Source organism: Nocardia heshunensis, assembly GCF_054782115.1.
On record NZ_BAAGTC010000025.1, the window covers coordinates 154,851 to 174,499 of the forward strand.

Genomic DNA, 19,649 nt, shown 5'->3' on the forward strand with positions numbered 1-19,649 from the left:
CCCACGCGGAACGAAAACGCCCGTGACCTCTACCGAGGTCACGGGCGCTGGCGACCCGCAGGGTCAGTTGTCGTCGTTGTGGAACAGCAGTCGACCGATCATGTCCCCGAGCGCATGCCCGGACCCGGCGGCACTACCCGACCCATACCCGCTGATGTCCGCGTTCTGCTGGCTCACATTGTCGCCCGCCTGCACCGGCACCTCGGCACCCGCAACACCCGCGGTGGTCACGACCGCCGCCCCGATGATCGCGGTACCCAGCGCCGCCCGAACGAACGCACTCTTGACGTTCACAGTGTCCCTCCCCAAACCGCCCGCAGGCGGCGAAAACAATCTTGACGCAGGGATTGTGCACTGCCACAACGATTCTACGCAAGAGCCATTCGAGTCGGCCGAGAGGGATCTCGGCCGCGATGGCCGAAAGCTGTTCGTTCTCAGTGTGTGCCGAGCGCGTCGAGGATCATCGGACGGGCGGTGCGCAGGGCCTCCTGCCAGTAGGGCCAGGTGTGGGTGCCCGGGCCGATGTCGATGCGGGCGGGGATTCCCAAGGCTGCGAGGCGGTTTCGGAGGATTTGGGTGGCGGTCTGGGTCATTGCCTCCAGGGCCATGGCGTTGATGGTGTTGCCCAGGCCGTTGGGGAGGTCGGCGCCCGTGGGGACGCCGTTGCCGCTCCAGATGTACAGGGGCAGCCCGCGCAGCTGCTCGGCCTGTACGGTGGCGTCATTGCGGTTCCAGGCCGGATCGGTGATCGGGCCCCACATGTCGTCGAGGTTGAAGTTGCCCTCGTCGCGCATGGCGGCGCGCATGCCCTCGTTCCACATCGGGAACGTGGGATTCACGTAGCCGGAAAAGGATCCGGCGAACCGGAACTGATCACGGTGGTGGGCGGCCAGCGTCAGCGCGGCATTGCCGCCCATGGACGGCCCGACGATCGCATCGTTGGTGCGCGAAACACCGTAGCCAGCAAGGAAGTTGGGCAGCTCCTCGGTGAGGAAGGTCTCCCAACGGTAGGTGTAGGTCTGCCCGTTGGTGCTGCTCGGCCGCTTCCAGTCGGTATAGAAGCTGGAGTGCCCGCCGACCGGGAACACCAAAGTGACGTCGTCGCCGACGAATTGGCGCAACGCGTCGGTGTCGGACGTCCACTGGTTGTGGTCACCGGGGGCGCGCAACCCGTCCAACAGGTACAGGGCCGAACTGCCGCCGTGCGCGGCCCACTGCACCTGCACCTTGATCGGCCCCATGCTGGAGGGCACCCACAGTTCCTGATACCCACCCGCCGGGGCAGCCGCGGCCCGCCCGCTGCCGACCGTGGCCTGCGCCGCCCCCAGCCCCGATACCAGCACGGCCGCGGCGGCAACGGTGGCGAACCGCTTCAGTACACCGCGAAACGTCCGGTGTCCCTCGGATCGCACTACGCCCAGCATCAGCACCCCTCCCGGTTGATCTCCGAGGAATCACTGTATCCCAGCGGGAATCGGCTGTGCCTCAATCGAATCAGCTATCGATGCAAGCCCCGGCGGGTCAACAGCGGCTCGATCTCCGGTGCGCGGCCACGGAAGGCGGCGAAGGCTTCCATCGGGTCGACCGAGCCGCCACGCGAGAGCAATTCGCCGCGGAACCGCTCGCCCTTCGCACGGATCGAGTCCTCGCCCTCGTCGAACCACTGCACGGTGTCGGCGTCGAGCACCTCGCTCCAGATGTAGGAGTAGTACCCGGCCCCGTAACCGCCCGCGAAGAGGTGTGCGAAATATCCGGTCCGGTAACGCGGCGGGATCGCGGCGAGCGCGACACCGGCCTTGCGCAGGGCTTCGTCCTCGAACGCCGCGGCATCGGTGTGTGCCTGCGCCTCGGCGGCGGTGCGACGATGCCACGCCCAGTCCAGCAGCGCCGCGGCCAGATATTCGACCGTACGGAAACCCTCACCGAAGCGTTCCGCCTCGATCATGCGCTCGACCAGGTCGGTGGGCATCGGCTCGCCGGTCTCGATGTGGCGGGCGTAGTTGGCCAGGACTTCCGGGCGCGCCATCCACATCTCGTTCACCTGCGACGGGAATTCCACGAAGTCGCGCGGCACCGCGGTGCCGGAGAAGAACGGGTACACCACATCCGAGAACAATCCGTGCAGGGCGTGCCCGAACTCGTGGAAGAGGGTGCGGACGTTGTCCCAGGTCAGCAGGGCCGGCTCGCCCTCGGCCGGTTTCACGATATTGAGGTTGTTGACCACGACGGGCCGCTGCCCCAGCAGTGTCGACTGGCGGACCAGCGAATTCATCCACGCGCCACCGCGTTTGGACGGGCGTTTGAAGAAGTCGCCGAGGAACAGGCCCAGGGCGCTGCCGTCGGCGTCGAACACCTCGAACACCCGCACCTCCGGGTGATAGCCGATCAGGTCTGCGCGCTCCCGGAAGGTGAGCCCGTACACCAGTCCGGCCGCGTGGAATACGCCGTCCCACAGCACCCGCTCCAGCTCGAGGTAGGGGCGCAGCACCTCGCCGTCCACCGAGAACTGTTCGGCGCGAAGCTTTTCCGACCAGTACTGCCAATCCCAGGAGCGCAGTTCGGCATCCGGGTCGGCGGCTCGCAGGGCCGTGGTGAGCTCGCCCGCCTCCCGTTCGGCATTGGCGACCGCGGGCGGCACCAAGCGACCGAGCATGTCCTCCACTGCCGCAGCAGTTTTCGCGGTCTGATCGGCCACCGCATAGGAGGCGTGATCCGAATAGCCCAGCAGCTCTGCCCGTTCGGCGCGCAAGGCCGTCATGTGGGCTCCAAGAGCGGCATTGTCGCCGTTCGCGCCGAAGCCGCGACCCAGTGACGCCGCCATCATCCGTTCCCGCACCGACCGGTCTGCCAGTTCGGCCAATACCGGCTGATTGGAGACGTTCTGCAAGCTCAGCGCCCATTTACCGGGGTGCCCCAGGGTGTTGGCGTTCTCGGCCGCGGCGGCCACCGCCGCCGGGGTGAGCCCGGCGAGTTCGTCTGCACTGTCGAGGATCAGGGTTGCAGCGTTCGTGGCCGCCAGGTTGTTCTGCCCGAATTCCGTTGAGGCCGTTGCGAGTTCCGCATTGAGCTCGCGCAGACGGGTCTGCTGCGCCGCATCCAGCCGCGCCCCGGCGCGCACGAAGCGCAGATGGTAGCGCTCCAGCAGCCGCGTCTGCTCGGCATCCAACCCGAGATCGGCGCGGCGTTCGTACAGCGCGTCGATGCGACCGAACAGCACAGGGTCGAGATGAATGGCGTCCGCGTGCGCGGCCAACCGCGGCGAGACCTCCGCCTCGATCGCCTCGATGCGCTCGTTCGTGTCCGAGGACACGAGGTTGAAGAAGACGAGCGACACCCGAGTCAGGACTGCGCCCGAAGTCTCCAGCGCCGCAATGGTATTAACGAAGCCCGGGTCCTCATCCAGCGCGGTGATCGCGGCGATCTCGGCCAGTTGCTCCGCCATCCCCTGTTCGAAGGCGGGCAGATAGTGCTCTTCGCTGATCTCCGCGAACGGCGGCAGCTCGTAGGGCAGTGTGCTGCGCTCGATGAACGGGTTGCTCGTCATACCCGCCACCTTATTCCGGCAGCTGGCACGATCATGGAATGAGTACGGACTACTTCGATCTGGGCTCGTATTCGAGGCCCGTCACGACCTCTTCGCCCGCTGCCCGGCTGTGGTTCGACCGGGGCTTGATCTGGACCTATGCCTTCAATCATGAGGAGGCCGTGCAGTGTTTCCGGCGGGCGCTGGAGGCGGATCCGGTCTGCGCGCTGGCGCAGTGGGGTCTGGCGTTCGCGCTGGGTCCCAACTACAACAAGCCCTGGGAGTTCTTCGACGCGGACGAGCTCGCCACCACGGTGGTCACCGCGCACGAGGCGGCACGACGGGCACTCGCCCTGGCCGACACCGCGACACCGGTCGAGCGGGCGCTGGCCGAAGCCCTCTGCGCCCGATACCCGCAATCCGAGGCCGAGGGTGATCAGGCAGCCTGGAACCAGGACTACGCCGACGCGATGCGCACCGTCTACCAGCGCTTCCCGGACGATCTCGAGGTCGCCGCGCTGTACGCCGACGCGCTGATGAACCTGACCCCCTGGGCGCTGTGGGACCAACGTACCGGCGAATCCGCGGCCGGGGCCTCGACACGGGAGGCCAAGGGCGTGTTGGATCGGGCGCTGCGTAGCGAAGCGGGACGCACGCATCCAGGCATTCTGCACCTCTACATCCACCTGATGGAGATGTCGTCGACCCCGGAATCGGCTCTGGTGGTGGCGGATCGGCTGCGCGGCCTGGTCCCCGACGCCGGACACCTGCAACACATGCCTTCGCATCTGGATGTGCTGTGCGGTGATTACCGCAGTGTGGTGGCCGCCAATTCCGCCGCCATCACCGCGGACGAGAAGTTCGCCCGCCACGCAGGCGCGCTCAACTTCTACACGCTCTACCGAGCCCACAACTATCACTTCAAGATCTACGGTGCGATGTTCCTCGGCCAGTCCGCGACAGCCCTGGAAACCGCAGCACAGCTGGAGAATTCCATCCCGGAGGAACTGCTGCGCGTGCCATCCCCGCCCATGGCCGATTGGCTGGAGAGCTTCGTGGCCATGCGCGTCCATGTCCTCATCCGCTTCGGTCGGTGGCAGGACCTCATTGCCCTGGAACTCCCGAAAGACCCTGAGCTGTACTGTGTTACGACCGCCATGCTGCACTACGGCAAGGGCGTCGCCTATTCCGCCACCGGCCGCATCGACGAGGCGCAGCGCGAACAAGAACTCTTCCGGGCCGCCGCCGAGCGAGTATCGGAATCCAGAACTCTGTTCAACAACACCTGCCGCGACATCCTCGCCATCGCCGAGGCAATGCTGGACGGCGAACTTCTGTACCGAAAAGGTCACTACGACAAGGCATTCGAAGCCCTCCGCCACTCCATCGAGCTCAGCGACACCCTGCCCTACGACGAGCCCTGGGGCTGGATGCAACCACCCCGCCACGCCCTGGGCGCCCTCCTGCTGGAACAGGGCCGCATCACCGAAGCCGAGTCCGTCTACCGCGCCGACCTGGGCCTGGACCACACCCTTCCCCGCGCCTGCCAGCATCCAGGGAACGTCTGGGCTCTGCACGGCTACCACGAATGCCTGCTGCGCCTGGACAAAACAGACGCGGCTGCCATCATCGCCCAACAACTGAAATTGGCTACCGCTCTGGCGGACGTTCCGATCCAAGCCTCATGCTTCTGCCGACTTCCAGCCGACCAACCCGACACCCACTGCTGCCACTGAGCCGACCCTAGGCGTGCGGGAGCGAAAAACCGAGCGCCCGTGCGGCTTCCGCAGGGCTCGGCTGCGCCCACCGCTCCCGCAGATTGTCGTTGGTGCTGATCGACCGGGTCTGCGCCTTGTCGAGGTAGACGATCCCGGCGAGGTGGTCGGTCTCGTGCTGGAAGATACGGGCGGGCCAGCCCGTCAGCCGATCGGTGTGGAGGACGCCATGCAGGTCCTGGTAGGTCGCGACCACGGATTCCGGGCGGGGTACGACCGCCTGGTATCCGGGCATGCTCAAACAGCCTTCGTAGAAACCGATCTCGTCGGCATCGGCGGTGTATCGCGGATTGACGACGACGAGCTCGGGGAGGGGCCGTCGCCCCCGCGCCAGTGCCACCTCCTCGCTCACGTCGGCGGGATCCCCGAGCACCGCGACGCGCAACGGAATCCCGATCTGTGGTGCGGCGACTCCCACCCCGGGAGCCGCTGCCATCGTGGCGAACAAGATCTCCACCAATTCCCCCAGCAGTTCCGCCCCCACCTGCCCATCCACCGGCTCCGCTACCCGCCGCAACACGGGATCGCCCACCTGCACCAGCGGTGCCGGACCACCCCGATACGTCTCGACCAGCTCCGCGACCAACTCGGCAGTCTCCATACCCGCCACCCTATTTCAGCTTGCGGAACGTCGGCGATGCTCGGCCACGTGTACCCGGGTCGAGCATTGGGTGGTGCAGAAGCGGCGCTTGCCGTTTCGTGAGGTATCGACGAAAACGATGTCGCATCCGGCACGGGCGCAGCGGCCGATTCGGGTCGGGGCCTCGCAGAACAGTGTCGCGAGACCGAATGCGGTGTACGCCTTCACCCGTTCGTCCACCGGCGCTGTTTCTTCGGCGTAGTGCAGGTGCGGGTCCCGGCCGTCGTGCACGGAGATATAGGGGCGCCCGGCCGTGCTGGCCAGCAGCGCATTGAGCCTCTCGACCGACGGATCCGTGAACGCCGCCGCGAGTACGCCTGCCCACCTGCGCAATTCGGCATCCTGCCGCGCATCGATCACGCCGATCGGCTTGTACCCGGCCTCGGCGAGCAGCCGCCCGAGATCATCGTCCGCGGCCGCGTTCACCAGTCGAACAGCCAATTCGGCGGCCACACCGCCGTAAGGGTTGAAGTGCACTGAACCATTACATCAAGCTGAATTCATGTGCGCCACCTGCCCTGACTGCTTCTGGCCGAACCCCGCCGTCATCTCCACCCACGGCACCACCCGCTATCTCCGCTGCATCTGCGGCAAATGGTTGATCGAGTCCCACGGAATCACCGCGGCAGCGGTGGGCACCAGTGTCTTCGCAGATCGGAGCGCCCAGCCATAGTGCCGACCGCGGACGGCACAGTCGGGTGATTTGTCCGTTTCGTGGTTGGTGTGGTATTCGCTATCTGGTAGCTCGCTCACGGTGGTGGGCGTGAATTCTGCTGCCGCAGTGGTGCCCTTGTTGATTGTGAGCTCTCTCCCGTGCAGGTCGGGGCATAGGAGAGAGTGAGGCTGACGTGTGAGGAACATAGTGTCCAGAGTTTCCGTCAAGGCTGTCGTGCTGGCCTTGAGCATCCTGACCGCGGGGCTGATCGCCGCCCCGGTATCGGCGCAACCCCTGTATCCCACAGCGGATCCCGACCCGTTCTACGGTGCGCCCGCCAATCTGGCCGACCTGGCCCCCGGTGACGTGGTGCGCACCCGCCGCATCGACACCGGCCTGTACGTGGGCACCGAGGGCTGGCAGATCGCCTTCCGCAGCACCAACTCCACCGGGCAGCCGATTCTCGGCATGACCACCGTGCTGCTACCCGCCGGAGTGAAGAACCCGCCCCTGGTGTCCTACCAGGCCTTGATCAATTCCCTGGGCGCGCAATGCAACCCGTCGCGCTCGCTGTTCAACGGTGAACTCCAGGACGGCGTAGGCGCGATGCTGCCGATCGGCCGCGGCTGGGCCATCTCGCTGCCCGACTACCTCGGCCCGAACGTGGCCTACGGCGCGGCCAAGCTCAGCGGCATGGTCACCCTCGACAGCGTGAAAGCCGTCCGCAAGGTGTCCGAACTTGGCCTGGGAACCTCACCGGTGGCGCTGGCCGGCTACTCCGGCGGCGGCATGGCAACCGCCTGGGCAGGCGCCCTGCAACCCACCTACGCCCCGGACCTGAAGCTGGATGCCGTAGTGGCAGGCGGGATTCCCGCCGACGAAGAACAAATGGCCCTCTCCCTCGGCTTCGAACCCCACCCCGGATTCGGCCTCGCCTTCGCCGCGGCCATGGGCCTCGAACGCGAATACCCGGCCCGCCTGCCCGTTTCGGACCAACTCAACGAAAACGGCCTCTGGTTCCGAGAATTCACCCACGACGCCTGCCGCCGCTTCCTCCTGTTCCACGGCGCCTTCCGCAGCGCCGAACAAATGGCAGCCTCCAAGAGCCTCCTCGACAGCCCGGAGGCCCACGCGGTTCTGCGCGAGAACAGCCTCCGCTACGACACCGGCGTACCGACCGCGCCCACCTATTTCTGGCAGGCCCGCTACGACACCCTCACCGCCTTCGAGCCGGTCGCTGATGTCGCGGCTCGCTACTGCAAAGCCGGTGTCCCCCTCCAATTCCACCCCGTAGACGTAGCCGAACACATGACCGGCGCAGTAGCCGGCTTCGCCGACGCCTGGACCTACGTCGAATCCCGCTTCCGAGGCGACCCGGTGACCTCCACCTGCTGACAACGCGGGGCCGGTCCCGCTCCCGCGGCACCGGCCCTCAGCAGACCCCGCTCCACCTCAACCTGGTGGACGGGCGCCAAGCGCCCGGCTTTCAGGATTCGCGGGCTGCGATGGCGGCTTGGATTCGTCGTAGCGTGCGGAGGCCTTTCTTCGCGGCGACGCTCACCATCCCGTCGAAGACGGTTGAGCCTCGGTCGTGGGCCATCAGCCGTTCCAGCGTCGGCACGGCACGATCGTCGCCGGTCGAACCGAGCGCAACGGCCGCCCAATAGCGCTGGTCCGGGTCGTCGCTGCCAGCGGCCTCGCACAACCTCGGGATAACGTCCGGGGTGAATGTGGACAGAGCGCTGGCAATGTAGCCGATGCGGTAGTACCGCCGGTTGTCGAACTCATCCCACAGTGCGGCCAGAGCCACCTCGCCGCCGATCATGCCGAGGGTTTCGGCGACACGTTCGCGCATTCCGGCGATCGGGTCCCGCAGCAGCGGAGTCAGTGCCGGAACGGCCGATTCGTCGCCGAGTGTGCCCAGCGCGATCACCGCCTGCACCCGGGCGAACTCCTGCGGGTGGTCCAGCATCGCGACCAAACCGGGTACCGCGTCACGGAACCCCAGCGCCGCGCAACCCATTGCCGCCCACGCCTGGCAGTTGTATCGGCTGTCGGCGAGTGAGGCGAGCAGCGGTCCCTCGAGACTGTCATCGCCGAAGACCGCCGCATGGTTCAACGCCTGGCTATAAAGCGACCGGTGATAGTCGGGATAGTCCCGCACGAGCGCACGCAGTGCTTCCCCAGCGGATGTGTCGCCGTCGTCGGCCCGTTCGAGCAAGACCCGCAGATTATCCTTCCGGGTCTCGAGGTCACCGTCTTTGAGGCATCGCGCATCAGCTGGTTTCACCGCCCAACGGTACCTGCCGGTTCGCTTTGCCGATTGTGTCAGCGCAGGTAGTCGGGTCCAGTCAGGCGTGGAGCCGGGTGTCGACGGCGGCGAGCAACTTCAGTAGTTCGGGGTCGTCGGTACGGGTGAGCGCCAGCGCAGCGGCCTCGGCCGCCGGGCCATCGTTGAGCCGCGTGATATTCGATCGCAGCGTTGGTTGTCCGAGAAGGAGATTGATGAGGCGGTCGCCTGGTATCGGGGAGGAGAGTCGCTGGCTCGTGTGGGTGCCCGGTTCGGTGTCAGAGGCCTGATCTACTGTGCGAGGACATGGGGACCTTCGTCGAGCTCTTTGATTTGTTGGACACCCGGGCTGCAGTGCGGGGCAAGCAGTTCGAGCATCTCTGCAAGTGGTTCTTGACCAACGACCCAACGTATAGGGCCACGCTGCGACGCGTGTGGTTGTGGGATGACTGGCCAGGCCGTTGGGCTGCTGACGCTGGTATCGACCTGGTTGCCGAGGACCATGACAGAAAACTTTGGGCCATCCAGGCCAAGGCTTACGCGCCGGATTATGTGGTTACCAAGAACGATGTGAACAAGTTCCTCGCCGAGTCGTCGCGTGCGATCTTCTCGTTCCGGCTCCTGATCGCCACCACCGACAAGCTGCATCACATCGCTCGTCGAACGATCAACGACCAAGAAAAGCATGTCAGCTTTGTGGGTTTGAGCGACCTTCTTACATCGGCGGTGGACTGGCCGAGCGATCCTGCGGACCTGCGGCCCTCGCCGCTTCCGAACCCAACCACGCCGCGCGACTACCAACAAGAAGCGATACACAACGTCGTAGGGGGGTTCGAGACCGCCGACCGGGGGCAGCTCATCATGGCGTGCGGCACCGGCAAGACCCTCACGTCCCTGTTTATCAAAGAGAAGCTGGATGCTGAGCGGACTCTCGTCCTGCTGCCATCGCTGTCACTGCTCAAGCAGACGATGCAGGTCTGGCGGGCCCATGGAATGAAGGCGTTCGAGTCTTTGCCGGTCTGTTCTGACGAGACCGTTGCTCAGAACACCGACGAAGCAGTTGCCCACACGAGCGAGCTGGGCTTGCCCGTGACAACGGAGCCCGCGGAGATAGCCGCATTCCTGAGTCGGCAGTCGGGGCCGCGCGTGGTCTTCTCGACATATCAGTCATCACCGCGGATCGCCGCCGCCTTTGCGTTAGAGCAACTGCCCGCGTTCGATCTGGTCGTCGCTGACGAGGCACACAGGATCGCCGGTGACGAATCCACTGTTTTTGCAACAGTTCTAGAGGCTGATGCCATCAAGGCTCGTCGTCGCCTGTTCATGACCGCCACCCCGCGCTACTACACCGGTCGCATCCGGAAGGCCGCGAGGGACGTGGAGATGGAAGTCGCATCAATGGACGATGCGTCCAGGTTCGGCGAGGTGTTCCACCGATTGAGTTTCGGTGAGGCTATTAGCCGGAAGCTCCTGACCGACTATCAGGTCGCCATCGTAGGCGTGGACGACGCGACGTACCGGGAGTGGGCTGAGAGGGGCACCCTGGTCGTGCGCGGGCGCAAGGCTACCGATGCCCGCACCTTGGCGAGTCAGATCGGTCTGGCCAAAGCGATGCGTAAGTATGACTTACATCGGATCATCAGCTTTCACTCCCGCGTCGCCCGGGCCCGCGAGTTCGCCTCCGAGATGCCCGACGTTATCGACTGGATGCCAGCTCACCAGCGCCCGAATGGCACATTGTGGACCGGATACGTCTCTGGGGAGATGACCGCTGGTGAGCGCCACGTCCAGCTTCGGCAACTACGTGAGTGTGAAGACGGCGACCGCGGTTTGTTGGCTAACGCCCGGTGCCTCTCCGAGGGGGTCGATGTTCCGACACTCGATGGTGTCGCGTTCATCGACCCCCGCCGCAGCGAAGTAGACATCGTGCAGGCGGTCGGCAGGGCGATCCGGCTGGCAGAGGACAAGACCGTTGGAACGATCGTCCTGCCGGTGTTCATCGACACCGAGACGGATCCCGAATCGGCGCTTGACGATTCCTCCTTCAAGCCGGTGTGGGATGTCGTCAATGCGCTCCGGGCCCACGATGAGGATCTAGCCGAACAGATCGACACTATCCGCCGGGAACTCGGCAGGAAGGGTGGTCGGGCAAGGGTTCCCGACAAGATTCACTTCGACGTATCACCCAGGGTAAGTGCGAGTTTCGCTCGCGCCTTTGACGTTAGGCTGGTCGAGAAGACTAGCGCTCGATGGGAGTTCTGGTGTGGACTGTTAGGCAGGCACGCCGCCGAGAATGGCACGGCACGGATTCCAGTTGAACTCGTTGTAGAAGGGTTTCCACTCGGCCAGTGGGCTAGTGTCCAGAGGGGTCAGTACTCGAAGGGAAAGCTGAGCGACGACCGGCGCAGCAAATTGGAAGAGCTGCCCGGCTGGTCATGGGATGTCCTCTCGGACCAGTGGGATGTCTGGATCGGGTTGATGAACAAGTTCATTGCCGAACATGGTCATGCCAATGTGCCGTTTCCTTACATGATCGGCGAGTACAATCTCCGGAGTTGGGTTGCTACCCAACGTGGGCTGTTTCGTCGAGGACGACTGTCTGAAGAACGTATCTGGGAACTCGAAGCTCTGCCGGGCTGGTTGTGGGACGTGCTAGATGACGTCTGGCAGCAGAATTACAACGCACTCGAGCAGTTCGCCGAACGCATCGGCCACTCTCGAACCCCGCAGAGGCACATGGAGAATGGGCTCAAACTCGGGACGTGGGTGGCGGTTCAGCGAAGGACCCGCGAGGAGATGTCCCCAGAGCGTCGGGCACTCCTCGATGCCCTCCCCGGATGGTCGTGGGACCCTTTTGCCGACCGCTGGGAGACTTCATACGCGGAATTGGTGCAGTTCACGAGACGTGAGGGGCACGCCCGCGTCCCAAATTCACACTGTGAGAACGATGTTCCGTTGGGGAAATGGGTTACGCACCAACGCAGCAGGCGGGACAAACTAACCGTCGAACAGCGAACTCGGCTGGAAACACTTCCGGGCTGGAACTGGGATGCACGGTCGGATATGTGGCACCGCAAATTTGCTCTGCTGCAACAGTTCCAGCGACGAGAAGGACAGGCGCTGGTTCCGCAGGGGCATGTTGAAGACCACATCAAGCTAGGCTCATGGGTTAACGAGCAACGAAACAGAAGAGAAGAGATCAGTACCGAGCGGCGCGCATTGCTGGAGTCCACACCCGGTTGGGCGTGGGATCCGCACACCGCGGCGTGGGAGCGCGGATACTGCGCCTTAGTTGAATTTGTCGATCGAAAGGGGCACGCACGTGTCCCCGCCGAATATGTTGAGGGCAAGGTGAAGCTCGGCGGGTGGGTGGGGGAGCAGCGGGTAAGCCAGCGCACGATGAGTCAGGACCGCAAGATGAGGCTCGAAGGCATCCCTGGCTGGAGTTGGAACTCCGTCGAGGATTCCTGGATGGAAAACCTCGAGAAGTTGCGGGCCTTCGCCATCAGGGAAGGGCACGCCAACGTCCCCGTCGACCACACTGAGAACGGCTTGAAGCTGGGACAGTGGACACGGCTTCGACGGAGTGAGCATCTCGAGCTCGCGCCAGAGCGGAAGGCCTTGCTGGAAGCCATTCCAGGCTGGTTCTGGGGTAAGAAGTCTGACTATGTCTGGAATCAGAAGTATCGAGTTCTGGAGCAGTTCGTTATCCGCGAAGGCCATGCGTGCGTTAAGGATGGCCATATCGAAGATAAGGTAAAGCTCGGCGTTTGGGTGCGAGAGCAGCGCCGCAACTATGCGACCGGGAAGCTAAGCGCGGAGCGCCAACACCGGCTGGAGAAGGTCGTGGGCTGGGACTGGAGAATTTCGTAGCCAAGGCGTAGAAGGCCCCGATCTTGGCCGAGGTATCTCGATCGGCACCCATGAATCCGTTTGGATGTTGCATCGCCATCAGCAGAGCCTCGTAGCAGCGCCTCGACCCTTCGGGACTTGTTCTCGCTCACCAGGATAAACAGATCGGTTTGCGGATCGGCTAGGAGCGCGTACTGCCTCTCGCGCCGTAGATCTCGATGTTCGAGATACAGGTCCATGCCTTGTCGACGACCTGCTGGGCGGAGACGACGTATTCCACGTAGGCCTGGCGGCGGGCCTCAGAAAGATCCTTCTTGTGACTGAAAGCCTGTTGCAGCAGCGTGTTTCGGTATTGCCATCGGTTGGAGAGGTACGCGGAGACCAAACCATCAAACGTCAGTATGTCGTTGGTTGGGTAGCGCTCGGCGAGCACGATAGTGACCGCATCGGCCCGGTCTGGGCGGAGGACGTACTGCTCCGCCGGGCGGTGATGCACTATGAACGCCGACGAGATCATCACCGGGTTGGTCCCGTTGCAGGCCCATGGCTTGGCCTGTGGCAACGCAGATCGCCGCATTCATGACTTGCCACGCCTGGGGAGGCAACCGACCGGTCCGCTGCCCCCATTGCGTCAGGATGACCTCCGTGGCAGGTCCAGAAAATGCAGGCGACTCGAGCGACGGTCCCGTCCGCCGACTCGCCGAACTCCTGGCGCAACACGGCCCGGTGGGCTGGCGACAGGTGGACGCGGTCTTCGCCGTAACCGTCGCCGCCGAGGTCGGCAAACTGGTGTACTCGATCGGGGACCACACCGTCGCCCTCGATCCACCGGAATCGGTGCGTACCCTCGTGCGCACCACCCGCGCCGCCGCCGCCCGCTCGCCCGAAGGTCCGTGGTTGCGCCTACTGGTCACCGCCGACCACACCGGTGCCATCGAAATCGACTACGACTACGGCGAATTGCCCATGCCGCCGGGCCAGCTGTTTCCTCCCGAAGCGTATCGCGCCGACCTCAGAACCTATCCGCGCGACCGCATCCCGGTCTGGCTGGCCGCCTATGTCGGACACGGCGATCGTCAGCGCCGTCCACCCCGGTCAGCGGCTGTCCACGCACGCACCGATCGAGCCGCCGGAGTGTGGGCGACATTGGTGGAGACAGAATTGCCGCCCTTCCCGCTGCTATGGGCCCGCTGGGTAACGCTCGCCGCGGTCTTCGTCGCAGCCGGATCCGGGTGGGGTCCACGGATTCTGCCTTGGTCCGGGGTTTTCGAGGGTGCGACGCACGGCGGTTCGACACTGCACGTGCTACCCGGCGGACGCGCCGTGCTCTCGGGCGGTGTCTGGAACGCCCCGGCCCTGGCGGCCGCTTATCTCGAATCCGCGCCACTGCCGAACCTCTATGCGGGAGCACCGGATTGGGTGGCGGATCCGGTACTGGATCCGCGCGCCGCCTCGGGTCTGCTGTCGTTCTGCTACTGGTGGGAGTCGGGTCGCTGGTATCGTGCGCAAACTCGCTCGGATTGCGCCGACGCGATACCCGGCGTGTGGACTGCCGCGACCACACTCGACATCATCGCCACGGTCCAGCCCGATCTGCGTCGGGAACACGCAGCCGCACTACTGACCGCGGCGGAGTCAGCGCAGGTGACGCGCACGGGTCTCGAGCGGATCCTCGGTGCTGATCACGATATCGACAGCGCACTATATCAATTCACGCTCTCCGGACTGGTTTCCTCAGTGCCGCAACCCATGCCGAAGGACCGGGCGCTGGCCATGGTCGGCGACTACATCGCGGGCCACGGTCTCGCGAAAATCCCGGTGGCGCAACTGAGTGCGGAACGCTTCAGCGTCGGCTGGATGGTGCGCGTCCCCGTCGAGGTCGAACAGACAATCTATTACATCGTCGACGACGGCCGCCTGCAACGCACCCCGTCGACCGTGACCGCGGCGACCGCCGTCGCCGAACTCGAGCGACGGTTCCGCCGACGACACCGAATCGAAGGGTGAAGCCAATGGATCGCTGGGAACGCGAGGGCCTGCGCGCGGCCAATGCAGGCACGCGCAACCAAGTGGACCACATGCTCGACATCCTCGAGGAACAGCAGATCTACCTCATCGGCGTGCAGGATAAGGTGACCGCCATTCGCGCCACCGCCACCTCGGGCGACCGTTTGGTGGCGGTGACCGTGGACGCCGCGGGCCTGGTCGCTGAGGTGAGCATCGAACCGGAAGCCTTGCGCGGCAATGCCGATGACTTGGGCCGATCGGTCGCCGAGACCGCGCGACAAGCGGCCGCGGCAGCTCGCGCGAAAGTTCAGGAACTGCTCGCGCCGGTGCTCGAATCCGCCGAGTCCATGCCGGACTTCGCCGATCTGGTACCCGGCGCTCCGAGTATGCGGCGGCGCGAGTACGAGTAGTCGCCGGACTTCCCCGGACTGGGAACCGGCACGTACCGGGCCGCACCGGACAATTGGATGCTCGGAACGTCGGAGCGGAGGACCAATTGGTGAATCAGTTCCATGTGGATCCCGCTCAGGTGCGGAATCTGGTCGATCGACTGTCCGATCTCGCGAATACCGCAGACCAGGATTTGTCTCGGTTGCGGGACACTCTGGATCGTGCGGGCGCATGTTGGGGCGATGACGAACCGGGCCGCACGATTGGCGACACCTACCTTCCAGGGGCCACGCAGGCGATGACCGGACTGCGTGCCGTCGCGGACAATATCAGGGCGCTGGGCAGCGGTATTTCCGGATTCGGCGGCTTGATGCAGGAGCAGGACCTGAATGCCGGGCGGTCCGTCCAGCGTGCCGAGCGCAGTGATGTGCCATTGGCGAATGCCGGAGTGGGACAGCCATACGGGCTGCCGTTGTATGCCGGGGCCCCACCGCCCGTGGTAGATGTCGCGGGCGCGACATCGCCGCAGACATTCGGCGGTGCCGAACCCGGTAGTGTTGGTGCGCAGGCCGATCCGACGGCATCTCGGTCCGAGGGGACTTCCGCGACACCCACTCCGGCCATCAACGGTTCAGCGACAACGCCAGGTCCGATATCGAGCGCGGCATGGAATCCGGCGACTTCCGTTCCGGATTCCATGCGACCGGCTGGCAACCCATCTCGGCAGTCGACGAACAATCCGCTGGACGTGCCGCGAGTCGTGCCATCGGGCACTGCGGACGGTCGGGGTCCCGCCGCTGCGCCGACAAATCCCGGACCACGAGGCAGTTCGCAAGCCCAGCCCGGAAAGGTCGGATCATTTATCGCGCCTGGACAACCGCAAGCAGGCGAGGCGAATACGCCGTGGTCTCGGCCAACCGTCACCGTCGGAACCGACACGGGCGCACCCCGATCCATGCCGAGAGGCCAACTCCCCATCGGAGTGACACCAAACCTCGGCGAACCCGCAATGACACTCCCGCCGAAACGCGCCAAACCCCGTCGATACCAGCCTGTTTCGGCCCGCGGTGCAAAAATCCCGTCGGCCGGGCATCTTCGGGCGGTCGCCGACCGCCATGGTCTGCGTCTGATCGGATTCGATGATTCCGCGCTCGATGGAACGACGTTGGTGGAGTTGGCTACCGCTGTGGACAACATGATCGGGAAGTACCCCTTCCTCGAGCTCGGAGGTCTGGAGATCACCGATCTTTCCGACACCGTTTCGCGAGTGGTCCTGCGCAGAGCCGCCGGATCCGGCCCCCACCGGGCCTGGATCACTCTGGATCGAGCCTGCTTGGTGGATCGCGAGCAACTCGAACAACGGGTCGTCGGGATGCGCAGGCCGGGTCGTCGAATTGCCGAACTATATAAGCGCCCAATGTATTCGACTATCGTCGCGGACTTCGGGCGGATCATGGTGCACACCGCCGGTCCCGGCGTCGTCCGGAAGGCGCGTCGTGGACTCATTGCGGCCGCAGACTGTGGTGCGGAGCCGCGCCGAACGCTCGCGGGGGTAGTCGCCCACTACCGGAGCTGGCTTAATTCCTTGTGGGACAGTAACTCCGACGGTCCCTTCGATCCCGGTCTGGCCCTGGTCGCGGCCTTCTCCGAGGGCGAACTGTGTGGTCGCGGGGCATCGATACCCGCGCGCGTACTACACCGGCTGCTCGTCGACAGCGTGGTGGCACGGCGGTGAGGATCGAGATACCGCCGGGTTGGCCGTCCTGGGCGGTCGAATTGCTGGTCGGTCATATACCCAATGGTGATCCGCAACTTCTGCGCGACTGCGCCGACACGTGGGCACAGACAGCTACTGAGCTGAGGGCGTTGTCGATTCAGTTGGGTGCGGTCGAGGTCGCCGACGCAACCGAGGGATCTGCGGGCGACGCGTTCAGACGCGCCGTCGACGAACTACGTGAAGATTGCCGCGCGCTGGCCGAACCCTTCGAGAGCCTGGCCAAATACCTCTATGGGGCGGCGAACGACCTGGAACTCCAGATCTACATCGCGTTCGGAACCCTAGCCGTCATGATCGCGCAGTTCTTCATCGCCGTCGCCACGATGAACGCGCCGGGTGCGGCCCTCGTCCGTGTCGAGGGCGAGATCGCGATCAAACTCACCTGGCGCACCCTACTCAAGTGGTTGCGCCAGCACGCCACCCAATTCCTGCTCGAACATCCTCCCGTCAAAGCGGTTTGGCAGGGTGCCAAATGGGGCGCGCTGCTCGGTGGCGGCCTCAACCTGGGTGCCGAATTGGTCCAGGTAGTACAGGGACATCGCGATTCGATCGACTGGAAGGCTGTCGGCGAAGCGACCGCGGTCGGTGCCACGAGCGGTGCGGCGGGCGCGGGGCTCGCACATCGGTTGGCGCCGGGGCTGCGCCGCTGGAGCAATCGATTCCCAGAACAACGAACCAGGGTCGCTGCCCATGTGACGGGCGTCCTGGTGGTTGGTGCTGCGGCCGGGGCCGCGGGCGGTGTCGTCGGGGCCATCGTACTGGCCGAAATGGAGGGTCGTCAGCTCAATCTGCGCAACTTGGCAGAGGCGGCGCTGGCCGGTCTCGCGCCAGGGGCCGTCGGCGCGGCCGGAGCGGCGGCGAAGGTCGGGGTTGGGGTAGCGAAGGTCGGTGCGCGAGTAGGTCTTCCGGCCGGAGAGCCCGTTGTAGCCGGCTTGCGTGGCGCGCCGCCGATCGAACCTGTTGCCGCTCGGGGTGTGGAAGAGCCCGTGCTCCCGGTCAACGTCGATTCAGTGAGCGATCCTGCACATTCGATTGCGCAACTGCATAATTCGGAGCCAATAGGTGTTGAGCCGGAGAAAGTCGGTGGCATCTCGGAGTTTCCGGATGGGCGGGCACCGCGGCCAACCGAGCTAACAGCGGCGGCGATGGCGTTGGAAGCCGACCTGGGCGCACGCGTCGACGAGATCTTCTCGGAAGACAAGGAACTTCACGCACTGGCCCAGGAACTTGGGGAGCCCGACCAAGGATATGGAGAGCCCAACCGCGGGACTACGGTCGAGGACGACGAGTTCTGGCAAATAGTGAGCGCGGGTTTCGGTGAAGACGGCCACGACCCAGGGCCCTTTCTCGGACCGCCGGGTGGCGGTTCACCGCCGCTCGCGCCGCCACCCGGCGCTGGGGGGCAGTCGCCAGGCGGTTGGTCCGGTGGCCAGCCTCAAGGGGGAGCACTATCGACCGCATTCACGCCGAATCCGGACGGGAGTGCGGTCCCAGCCGGCTCGGCAGGCGCTCAACCCGGGGCCGGCGCAACCGGTGGCGGAGCAACCGCCCTGGCCGGTGGGCCTCCTGGCGGCGGATCGGCTGGGCAGACCGGTGGTGGACAGTTGGGAGGCGGCTCACTCGGTCAGCCCAGCAGTCCGCAAAACCCCCAGGGCACACCCAATCCCACCGCGGACCCCGGGGGCGGCGGTCCCATCACCGAAGGCTCTCTGTTGTCCGGCGGCGACCATCCCACCGCACACGACCTCCCGCCGGGCCTCCAGGGCAGCCGTGACGGCGGCGTCGCCACCGCCGTGGATGTCGATGCCGAATTCAACCGACTCACAGCAGGTCTGGGCCTGACCGCTCCGGAGCACACGCCACCGCACATGCCCACCGAGGCCCCCGCGACAGCCTCACCGAGCACCACCAATGAGCCTGTCAACCCGACACCCCCATCCCCGACCGCCAAGGAGCCCGCCAACCCAGCGGCAACCACTCCGTGGACCGGCGCCAAACCCGAATCACCGACCCCATCCACCCAACACGGCGCAACCGAAACCCCCGGCCCCACCGCGGCCCCCACCAATACCTCGACCCCGATCGAACCCGCCGCGGGCACAACCCTGGAACAGCCCGGATCAACCGGCACCCCAAAGACTTCCACGACCACACCGGCTACCACCGACAACGCGATCCCGCCACACCAAGCAGCTGATCCGCCACCCGCAGACACCTCGCATCCCCCCGCGCCCCAACAAACCCACGCTGCCCTCACCTTGCAGACCCCTCCCACGCCCGCCCCGGAAATAGCCCTCACACAACATCACCCGACCCCCACCTTCACCACATCGAACCCGACCCCCGCATCCCTGACCGCGACGAACGGCCCAACCCCGACCATCCACGACCAAACCCCGTCTCCTCCACCAGAATTCACCCAACCTGAACCCGACTACATCCGAACCACCTTCCCCGGCTACTTCCCCAACCCCACCATCGACAGCCCCACCCAGTTCCCCATCCCGACCCCCATCGAATTCACCACCCCCCAGGGGGACTACGTCGTCCTCCCCGGAGTCTCGGGTGCCCCTTCCCCCGAATCCCCGCGCGACATCATCCCCGTCACCCCCCGCCTGCCCGCCGACACTCAAACCCACCTGCCCGCCGAATCCCCGCGCTACCGTCCCCCGGTAGAGATGCCCGAGCCTGCTCAACCCGCCACCCCCCGAACGCCACCCCCACCACCCGAATACCTCCC

General features: G+C 65.3%; 14 protein-coding genes. 7 read left to right on the plus strand and 7 right to left on the minus strand.

Going from position 1 to position 19,649, the window contains the following annotated elements; genetic code table 11:
* Positions 1–63: 63 nt before the first annotated feature.
* The 3 genes from ACYVN4_RS40175 to ACYVN4_RS40185 form a co-directional block, all read right to left on the minus strand.
* Positions 64–294: a hypothetical protein gene (locus ACYVN4_RS40175; RefSeq protein ID WP_460728648.1), complete on the minus strand. Its 231-nt coding sequence runs from the start codon at positions 292–294 to the stop codon at positions 64–66.
* Between the two features lie 140 nt (positions 295–434).
* Entirely contained in the window at positions 435–1,424 is a 990-nt protein-coding gene (locus tag ACYVN4_RS40180) for an alpha/beta hydrolase (protein WP_460728650.1), read from the minus strand.
* 74 nt (positions 1,425–1,498) lie between these two features.
* The gene (locus tag ACYVN4_RS40185; protein WP_460728652.1) at positions 1,499–3,544 is read right to left on the minus strand and encodes a M3 family metallopeptidase; all 2,046 of its coding nucleotides are present in this window, start codon (positions 3,542–3,544) and stop codon (positions 1,499–1,501) included.
* Positions 3,545–3,582: 38 nt separating this feature from the next.
* Here ACYVN4_RS40185 and ACYVN4_RS40190 point away from each other — a divergent pair, with 38 nt between their 5' ends.
* Complete coding sequence (locus tag ACYVN4_RS40190; RefSeq protein WP_460728654.1) at positions 3,583–5,259, plus strand: tetratricopeptide repeat protein; 1,677 nt, start codon at positions 3,583–3,585, stop codon at positions 5,257–5,259.
* 7 nt (positions 5,260–5,266) lie between these two features.
* Here the strand turns inward: ACYVN4_RS40190 and ACYVN4_RS40195 are convergent, their stop codons facing one another.
* Positions 5,267–5,899 carry a peptide deformylase gene (locus tag ACYVN4_RS40195; RefSeq protein WP_460728656.1) on the minus strand — a complete coding sequence of 211 codons (633 nt, stop codon included), beginning with the start codon at positions 5,897–5,899 and terminating at the stop codon, positions 5,267–5,269.
* 15 nt (positions 5,900–5,914) lie between these two features.
* Positions 5,915–6,415, minus strand: a complete 501-nt coding sequence (locus ACYVN4_RS40200; protein ID WP_460728658.1) for a CGNR zinc finger domain-containing protein — start codon at positions 6,413–6,415, stop codon at positions 5,915–5,917.
* A 385-nt stretch (positions 6,416–6,800) separates the two neighbouring features.
* On the opposite strand from ACYVN4_RS40200, the gene ACYVN4_RS40205 reads away from it, so the two are divergent.
* The gene (locus tag ACYVN4_RS40205; RefSeq protein WP_460728660.1) at positions 6,801–7,988 is read left to right on the plus strand and encodes a lipase family protein; all 1,188 of its coding nucleotides are present in this window, start codon (positions 6,801–6,803) and stop codon (positions 7,986–7,988) included.
* Positions 7,989–8,079: 91 nt separating this feature from the next.
* Here ACYVN4_RS40205 and ACYVN4_RS40210 read toward each other — a convergent pair whose 3' ends face one another.
* Positions 8,080–8,814 carry a HEAT repeat domain-containing protein gene (locus ACYVN4_RS40210; RefSeq protein WP_460728662.1) on the minus strand — a complete coding sequence of 245 codons (735 nt, stop codon included), beginning with the start codon at positions 8,812–8,814 and terminating at the stop codon, positions 8,080–8,082.
* Between the two features lie 375 nt (positions 8,815–9,189).
* On the opposite strand from ACYVN4_RS40210, the gene ACYVN4_RS40215 reads away from it, so the two are divergent.
* Positions 9,190–12,756, plus strand: a complete 3,567-nt coding sequence (locus ACYVN4_RS40215) for a DEAD/DEAH box helicase (protein ID WP_460728664.1) — start codon at positions 9,190–9,192, stop codon at positions 12,754–12,756.
* 160 nt (positions 12,757–12,916) lie between these two features.
* Here the strand turns inward: ACYVN4_RS40215 and ACYVN4_RS40220 are convergent, their stop codons facing one another.
* On the minus strand, positions 12,917–13,255 hold the full coding sequence (locus ACYVN4_RS40220; RefSeq protein WP_460728666.1) for a hypothetical protein: 339 nt from the start codon (positions 13,253–13,255) through the stop codon (positions 12,917–12,919).
* 125 nt (positions 13,256–13,380) lie between these two features.
* On the opposite strand from ACYVN4_RS40220, the gene ACYVN4_RS40225 reads away from it, so the two are divergent.
* The 4 genes from ACYVN4_RS40225 to ACYVN4_RS40240 all read left to right on the plus strand — a co-directional run.
* Positions 13,381–14,742 (plus strand): hypothetical protein, encoded by a 1,362-nt coding sequence (locus tag ACYVN4_RS40225; protein WP_460728668.1) that lies wholly within the window; start codon positions 13,381–13,383, stop codon positions 14,740–14,742.
* Between the two features lie 5 nt (positions 14,743–14,747).
* Positions 14,748–15,152 (plus strand): YbaB/EbfC family nucleoid-associated protein, encoded by a 405-nt coding sequence (locus ACYVN4_RS40230; RefSeq protein WP_460728670.1) that lies wholly within the window; start codon positions 14,748–14,750, stop codon positions 15,150–15,152.
* Positions 15,153–16,141: 989 nt separating this feature from the next.
* On the plus strand, positions 16,142–16,867 hold the full coding sequence (locus ACYVN4_RS40235) for a hypothetical protein (protein WP_460728672.1): 726 nt from the start codon (positions 16,142–16,144) through the stop codon (positions 16,865–16,867).
* A partial coding sequence (locus tag ACYVN4_RS40240; RefSeq protein WP_460728675.1) for a WXG100 family type VII secretion target occupies positions 16,864–19,649 on the plus strand: 2,786 nt, incomplete at its 3' end. The genes ACYVN4_RS40235 and ACYVN4_RS40240, both read left to right, overlap by 4 nt.

Coding starts and splice junctions, on each gene's coding strand:
- ACYVN4_RS40215 (WP_460728664.1), top strand. CDS start 9,190: ATGGGGACCTTCGTCGAGCTCTTTGATTTGTTGGACACCCGGGCTGCA.
- ACYVN4_RS40235 (WP_460728672.1), top strand. CDS start 16,142: ATGACACTCCCGCCGAAACGCGCCAAACCCCGTCGATACCAGCCTGTT.
- ACYVN4_RS40180 (WP_460728650.1), bottom strand. CDS start 1,424: ATGCTGGGCGTAGTGCGATCCGAGGGACACCGGACGTTTCGCGGTGTA.
- ACYVN4_RS40190 (WP_460728654.1), top strand. CDS start 3,583: ATGAGTACGGACTACTTCGATCTGGGCTCGTATTCGAGGCCCGTCACG.
- ACYVN4_RS40195 (WP_460728656.1), bottom strand. CDS start 5,899: ATGGAGACTGCCGAGTTGGTCGCGGAGCTGGTCGAGACGTATCGGGGT.
- ACYVN4_RS40230 (WP_460728670.1), top strand. CDS start 14,748: ATGGATCGCTGGGAACGCGAGGGCCTGCGCGCGGCCAATGCAGGCACG.
- ACYVN4_RS40185 (WP_460728652.1), bottom strand. CDS start 3,544: ATGACGAGCAACCCGTTCATCGAGCGCAGCACACTGCCCTACGAGCTG.